Source organism: Novosphingobium sp. B 225, from assembly GCF_002198665.1.
Taxonomy (GTDB): Bacteria; Pseudomonadota; Alphaproteobacteria; order Sphingomonadales; family Sphingomonadaceae; genus Novosphingobium.
Genome location: NZ_MWLM01000047.1, coordinates 1 through 6,299, shown reverse-complemented (window position 1 = coordinate 6,299; position 6,299 = coordinate 1). Strand labels below are relative to the sequence as shown.

The following is a 6,299-nucleotide window of genomic DNA, read 5'->3' as shown; positions in this document are numbered from 1 at the left end:
CGCTGCCCCGCAAGTGGCCCCCGATCCGATCCCGACCCAGACCCCGGCCCAGACCTCTGCCGCCAACGATGCCGGTGATGACCTGTCGCGGATCAAGGGCCTTGGCCCCAAGCTGCAGGCCCTGCTCCCAACCCTGGGCCTGACAACCTACGCCCAGATCGCCGCACTCGACGATGCCGCCTTGGCGGAACTGGACGGCAAACTGGGCGCATTCGCCGGACGCCCGGCCAAGGACAACTGGGTCGCCCAGGCGAAGCACCTCGCGGCTGGCGATGTCGCAGGGTTTGAAGCGCAGTTCGGGAAGCTTTAGGGGACGGTCAGGCCGCGCGCGGCACGATCCGGTCCAGATCGCCATTCAAGGCGCGCTTGGCTTCGAGCAGTTCGTAATCGTCCTGCAAGCCCAGAAAGAAGCCTTCCGACATCCGGAAATAGCGCGCGAGCCGCAGGTCCAGCTCGGCATCCATCGGCTTCGCGCCACCGATCACATCGCCCAGGCGCGCTGCCGCAATCCCGAGTGCCGACGCCAAGGCGTCAACCGTCAGGCCCAGCGGCTCCATGAATTCGGAGACCAGCAATTCCCCTGCATGGCTGTTGTGCAACCAATCCGGGTTAGTGGTAGTCGGCGATTTCGACATCGTATGCATTTCCGTCCTTGAATCGGAAACATATACGCCATTGGCCATTAATTCTAATGGAATGTTGACCGGCACGGTCGCGCTTGAGCTCATGAAGCTGATTGCTGGGTGGATTGCGCAAATCGTCGAGGCTCTTGGCGCGGTTGAGAACCTTGAGCTTGTCGAGCGCACGGGACTGGACGTCAGGCGGTAAACGTCCGCTTCGCAAGCCCTGCCAGATGCGTTCTGTTTTGGCCGGGGTCTTGGCGAAGGTGAGGATCACAAGAGCTTTTCCAGTCGAATAAAATTACGGTCGCTGGGCCTCATAGCCTCCCAAAAGCGGAGCCCGTTGACGGAATTTCCAGTAATTGCTCTCGCCGCCGCGCTAGGACTCGATTGGATCGAGCCGTCGCTGCTCGACCATTGGTTATCAGTGATTTTGGCAAGATACATCTGACCCTTGTACCTCGCGCGAAGTTGAGTTCCGTTGGGCAGGTGAAGAGTCCGAGAGACGAACCCATCACCTCGTTGAATTTTCAAACTCATTTCGACCAATGGAGCCAGCTGATTGAGCAGAGCGCCTTGTATCGCTCCAGCTTGCTCTGGTTCGAGCGGCGAATCGAGCTGTAGCAGATCACGCAGAATGTCATCGAAAGTCTGATCATCAGACGTTAAACGCTCTGTAAGTGCCTTAAAGACCGCCAAAGATACCGAAATAGTATGCATAAAGATGCTTTAAGCACGTATTTACACCCTGTCAAGCTGATGGACCGGAGGAGTTAAGGATACAACCGCGCCCCCGCACTCTCCCGCAACCACCCCCGCACCTCCGCCTCAGCCCGCGCCAGCATGGCGGCGCGGTTTTGTCCGGCTTCGATCCCCTCGCGCACCCATGTGCGCCCGGCAAGCAGGTCGAAGAACTGCGGCTGGCCGGGCAGGAAGCGGAACTCGGCGGGGTGGAGGCGGTGGAGCTGGGACACGAGTTCGAGGCCGGTGGCGAAGCCGCGGTAGCGGGCGGGGTCGGTTATGGTCAGGCGCAGGCCGTGGCATTGGGCGCCTGCGTGCTTGGACGTTGCCGGGGTAAAGCGCGCGGGGGCGAAATGCACGCCGGGAAGGCGGGCGCGGGTCATGGCTTGGGCGAGGGCGGCGGGGTTCACCCACGGCGCGCCGATCAGTTCGAACGGGGCCGCGCTGCCGCGCCCTTCGGACAGATTGGTGCCTTCGATCAGCACCGTGGCGGCATAGGCAAGGATCGCGGCGGGGCTGCGCAGGTTGGGGCTGGGCGCGGCGAAGGGCAGGCCGCCCTCGCGATAGATGCCGATGCCCATCGCGCGGGTCCAGCCATCGAGCGGCGAAACTGCGGTGCCGGGGGCAAAGTGGCGCGCCAGTTCGCCCAGGGTCAGGCCGTGGCGATAGGGCAGCGGCAGGGCGCTGACGGGGGTGTGGAACGCCGCGCCGCTTTCCAGCATCGGCCCTTCGCAGACCAGCCCGCCGAGCGGGTTGGGCCGGTCGAGCACCAGGACCTTCACCCCTGCCGCAGACGCCGCCACAATCGCGGCCATGGCAGTTCCGGCATACGTGAAGCAGCGCAGGCCAACGTCCTGCAGGTCGATCAGCAGCAGGTCGATCCCGGCCAGTTGTGCGGGTTCGGGCACCTTGCGCTGGCCGTAAAGGCTGAAGACGGGTAGGCCGGTGCGCGAATCGCGCAGGTCGCCCACATGCTCGCCCGCTGCCGCCGCGCCGGACAGGCCGTGTTCGGGGGCGAACAGCGCCCCCAGCTGCACGCCCGGCAGCCCCGCCAGCGCATCCACCCCGCGCCGCCCGTCAGCACTGAGCGCGGCGTCGTGAGTCAGCAGGGCAAGGCGCTGGCCCTTGAGCGGGGCAGGGTCGGCGAGAATGCGGTCGAGCCCGGTGCGCAGCCGTACCCCGGTGCGCGGCATGGCGGGAAGGCGGAGGGGAAGGGCGAGCGCGGCGGCACCGGCGAGGACCGCGCGGCGCGAGCGGCTTACCGCCCCCACTTGGTCTTGCCCTGCCGGCCGAACCGGCCCTTGCGGGTGCCGGGCTTGCCCTCGTTAGAGCGGCCGACGATGGGCGCGACGCGTTCGCCTTCGGGCAGGCCGAGTTCGGTCGCTTCCAGCCGCCGGATCTCGTCGCGCAGGCGGCCGGCTTCTTCGAACTCCAGGTCGGCGGCGGCGGCGCGCATCCGGCCTTCCAGCTCCTCGATATAGCCGCGCAGGTTGTGGCCGACGAGCTCGTTTCGCTCGCCATCATCGATGTCCACAAGCACCCCGTCGCGGCTGGCGGTATCGGCGACGATGTTGTGGATGTCGCGCTTGATGCTTTCGGGCGTGATGCCGTGTTCGATATTGTAGGCGTGCTGCTTTTCGCGGCGGCGGTCGGTTTCGGCGATGGCGCGTTCCATGGAGCCGGTCATCCGGTCGGCATAGAGGATCACCCGGCCATCGACATTGCGCGCGGCGCGGCCGATGGTCTGGATCAGCGAAGTTTCGCTGCGCAGGAACCCTTCCTTGTCAGCATCGAGGATCGCCACCAGCCCGCATTCGGGAATGTCCAGCCCCTCGCGCAGCAGGTTGATTCCGACCAGCACGTCATAGACCCCCAGCCGCAAGTCGCGGATCAGTTCGATCCGTTCCAGCGTTTCCACATCGCTGTGCATGTAGCGGACGCGCAGGCCCGCCTCGTGCATGAATTCGGTCAGGTCCTCGGCCATGCGTTTGGTGAGGGTGGTGACGAGGGTGCGGTAGCCCGCCAGGGCGACCTTGCGGCATTCCTCGATGCAGTCCTGGACCTGATCTTCGACCGGGCGGATCGTGACCGGGGGGTCGATCAGCCCGGTCGGGCGGATCACCTGTTCGGCAAACACCCCGCCGCTCTGCTCCATTTCCCAGCTGCCGGGGGTGGCGGAAACGGCGACGGTCTGCGGGCGCATCGCGTCCCACTCGTTAAAGCGCAAGGGCCGGTTGTCGATGCAGCTGGGCAGGCGAAAGCCGTATTCGGCCAGCGTGATCTTGCGGCGATGGTCGCCTTTGCTCATCGCGCCGATCTGCGGCACGGTCTGGTGGCTTTCATCGACAAACAGCAGCGCGTTGTCGGGCAGGTATTCGAACAGGGTCGGCGGCGGCTCGCCCGGCAAGCGCCCGGTCAGGAAGCGGGAATAGTTCTCGATCCCCGCGCAGCTGCCGGTTGCCGCGATCATTTCCAGATCGAAATTGGTGCGCTGTTCCAGCCGCTGGTGTTCCAGCAGCTTGCCCTCGGCCTCCAGCTCTTTCAGCCGCTCGGCCAGTTCGAACCGGATCGCTGCGGCCGCCTGCTGCATCGTCGGGCCGGGGGTGACATAGTGCGAATTGGCATAGACCCGCACCGTGCTCAGGCTCGCCCCGGCCTTGCCGGTCAGGGGATCAAACTCGGCAATGCTTTCGATCTCGTCCCCGAAGAAACTGATCCGCCAGGCGGTGTCCTCAAGGTGGCTGGGGAACAGTTCCAGATTATCCCCGCGCACCCGGAAATTGCCGCGGGCGAACGCGGCGTCGTTGCGCTTGTACTGCAGCGCCACCAGCTTGCGGATGATCTCGCGCTGGTCGGCGCTGGTCCCGGCCTTGATGTCAAAAATCATCGCCGAATAGGTTTCGACCGAGCCGATGCCATAGAGGCACGAAACCGAAGCGACGATGATCACGTCATCGCGTTCCAGCAGCGCGCGCGTGGCCGAATGGCGCATCCGGTCAATCGCCTCGTTCACGCTCGATTCCTTTTCGATATAGGTATCGGTGCGCGCGACATAGGCTTCGGGCTGGTAATAGTCGTAGTACGAGACGAAATATTCGACCGCGTTGTCGGGGAAAAAGCTCTTCATCTCGCCATAAAGCTGCGCCGCCAGGATCTTGTTGGGGGCCAGGATCAAGGCCGGACGCTGCGTCGCCTCGATCACTTGCGCCATGGTAAAGGTCTTGCCGCTGCCGGTCACCCCCAGAAGCACCTGCGTCTTGTCATCGGCCTGAATGCCCGCGACGAGCTCCGCAATCGCGGTCGGCTGGTCCCCGGCGGGCCGATACTCGCTGACAATCCGGAACGCCCGCCCCGCCTCGCTCTTTTCCGGACGCGCAGGCTTGTGCGGCACAAAGCTGCCGGAGGTATCGGGCTCCTCAAGGCCCCGGCGGATGACGAGCTGGGTCATGCGGGGCTTATGGGGGTTTATGGTTTGTTCTGCAATGGGGGAGCAAAATTTCATGGGTCCGGCAAAGCGGTTGTCCGGCTGGCTTTGCTTGCCCGCAAAGTCCGAAAATCCTGTTGCACAACCGGAATGGACCAAACAAATCCATGAATTTTTCGCTGAATCGTCGGATACTGCTATGAACTGACCTTTATCATAACATATACTGTGCGCCAGATTGGCATTATAGAGGCTTTGTTATGAAGTGCGGCGTGAAATTTCTGGTTGCTTGCGCGACTGTGCTGATGGTCGGCGCTTGCGGGGATGGATCCGGGTCGACGAATCCCTCGCCATCACCCACGCCAACTCCCACACCGACGCCGACCCCTACGCCGATTCAGATCGCTGACGTGCCGCCAGGGTGTGGGACGATTCCCGTTGATCGGGGCTTGGTGTTCGATCAGGTCGTGACCGGGATAGGGTATTCCGACCATAGAAATTTTTTTGGCTTGTTCGATCCGGTCAGAGGGAATGCTTTGTCATACCGTTCGGATTTGGACACCTACTACTTTGTGACGCCAAAGTTGATTGGCGAGTTCCCGACTGCCCCCGGGGAAACAGGGCCCTATAATGGCAGTTCGCCATTCTCACCTTCCTCTGTGCGTACCGATCTTTTTGGGCCTACGTATACATCGACAGATGCCAAAGATTTTCGGGGTTTTTACAATTACTGTGACCAAAATTCTCTTGGATCTGATTATAACCATGATTTATATATCTATTTTCAGAATGTAGTTGGGTCGCGACCTTATCTGAGGTACAGTAGTTTTGGGCGATTTAGGTACAATTATCGTTACGATAGATTGGGTTCGTCTTATCATGATGCTTTTTACTTCGGAATTGGCAGTCCTACCGTGAATAGTCGGATACCAAAAAGCGGGATGGCGACTTATTCCGGAAAGCTGGTCGGCCACATGCAGGGTTCGAGCTATCTGCAACGCGCGGGGGGTGAAAGTTACAGCAACATGACGCTCGAAGTGAACTTCGCTGCGCATACCTTTACACTGCATGCCAGTGTCTCTGGCGGTTTACAGGGATCAACGATAGCGTCGGAGTTTGGCCCGCTCACCTTTTCAGGGTCATTTCAAGCCGGTTCCGCCAACTTCTCTGCAATCTCGCCAGATGGCAAGGTAGCGGGCTTCTTGTCAGGGCCAAACGCTGAAGAGCTGGTGGTGGCGATGAATGGCGATTTCCGCGCTACGGACCCTAGCAACATGCCCACGGCGGTCGCTGCTGCCGGTGGTGCGACAAGGTAGCAGATGGATGCCGCGAAAAAATTCGTGCGCCGCAATGCGTTGCTTACCATGCCGCGGGACATCAGGGCGTAGATCGAACTTTCGGCGAAACTGGCCGCGTTGCGGAAGCCTCGGCTGGTGGCCGAATTGTCGCCAACGGACTTGGTATCGAGCCCGTTGTTGTATGCTGCCTATCTACCCTACACGCGCAACACACCC

Annotated in this window: 6 protein-coding genes and 1 pseudogene; 2 read left to right on the top strand and 5 right to left on the bottom strand. The window is 61.9% G+C overall.

The window, feature by feature from the left end; genetic code table 11:
• A pseudogene (locus MNBBLIKP_RS18015) lies at positions 1-310 on the top strand (hypothetical protein); the annotation flags it as partial.
• A 7-nt stretch (positions 311-317) separates the two neighbouring features.
• Here the strand turns inward: MNBBLIKP_RS18015 and MNBBLIKP_RS08115 are convergent.
• The 5 genes from MNBBLIKP_RS08115 to uvrB form a co-directional block, all read right to left on the bottom strand.
• Positions 318-635: a HigA family addiction module antitoxin gene (locus MNBBLIKP_RS08115; RefSeq protein WP_088309294.1), complete on the bottom strand. Its 318-nt coding sequence runs from the start codon at positions 633-635 to the stop codon at positions 318-320.
• A complete protein-coding gene (locus MNBBLIKP_RS08110; RefSeq protein ID WP_088309292.1) occupies positions 610-897 on the bottom strand; it encodes a type II toxin-antitoxin system RelE/ParE family toxin in 288 nt (95 codons plus the stop codon). The genes MNBBLIKP_RS08115 and MNBBLIKP_RS08110 overlap by 26 nt, the downstream gene beginning before the upstream one ends.
• Positions 894-1,340, bottom strand: a complete 447-nt coding sequence (locus MNBBLIKP_RS08105) for a DUF2924 domain-containing protein (protein ID WP_088309290.1) — start codon at positions 1,338-1,340, stop codon at positions 894-896. The genes MNBBLIKP_RS08110 and MNBBLIKP_RS08105 overlap by 4 nt, the downstream gene beginning before the upstream one ends.
• 53 nt (positions 1,341-1,393) lie before the next feature.
• Positions 1,394-2,554, bottom strand: a complete 1,161-nt coding sequence (locus MNBBLIKP_RS08100; protein WP_140420554.1) for an exo-beta-N-acetylmuramidase NamZ family protein — start codon at positions 2,552-2,554, stop codon at positions 1,394-1,396.
• 65 nt (positions 2,555-2,619) lie between these two features.
• Complete coding sequence (gene uvrB, locus MNBBLIKP_RS08095; RefSeq protein ID WP_088309287.1) at positions 2,620-4,809, bottom strand: excinuclease ABC subunit UvrB; 2,190 nt, start codon at positions 4,807-4,809, stop codon at positions 2,620-2,622.
• 428 nt (positions 4,810-5,237) lie between these two features.
• Here uvrB and MNBBLIKP_RS08090 point away from each other — a divergent pair, with 428 nt between their 5' ends.
• On the top strand, positions 5,238-6,101 hold the full coding sequence (locus MNBBLIKP_RS08090; protein WP_176399715.1) for a hypothetical protein: 864 nt from the start codon (positions 5,238-5,240) through the stop codon (positions 6,099-6,101).
• Positions 6,102-6,299 lie beyond the last annotated feature (198 nt).

What these genes read in the sequence shown, in the direction of transcription:
- MNBBLIKP_RS08105 (WP_088309290.1), bottom strand. Translation starts at nt 1,340, where the DNA reads ATGCATACTATTTCGGTATCTTTGGCGGTCTTTAAGGCACTTACAGAG.
- MNBBLIKP_RS08115 (WP_088309294.1), bottom strand. Translation starts at nt 635, where the DNA reads ATGTCGAAATCGCCGACTACCACTAACCCGGATTGGTTGCACAACAGC.
- uvrB (WP_088309287.1), bottom strand. Translation starts at nt 4,809, where the DNA reads ATGACCCAGCTCGTCATCCGCCGGGGCCTTGAGGAGCCCGATACCTCC.
- MNBBLIKP_RS08100 (WP_140420554.1), bottom strand. Translation starts at nt 2,554, where the DNA reads ATGCCGCGCACCGGGGTACGGCTGCGCACCGGGCTCGACCGCATTCTC.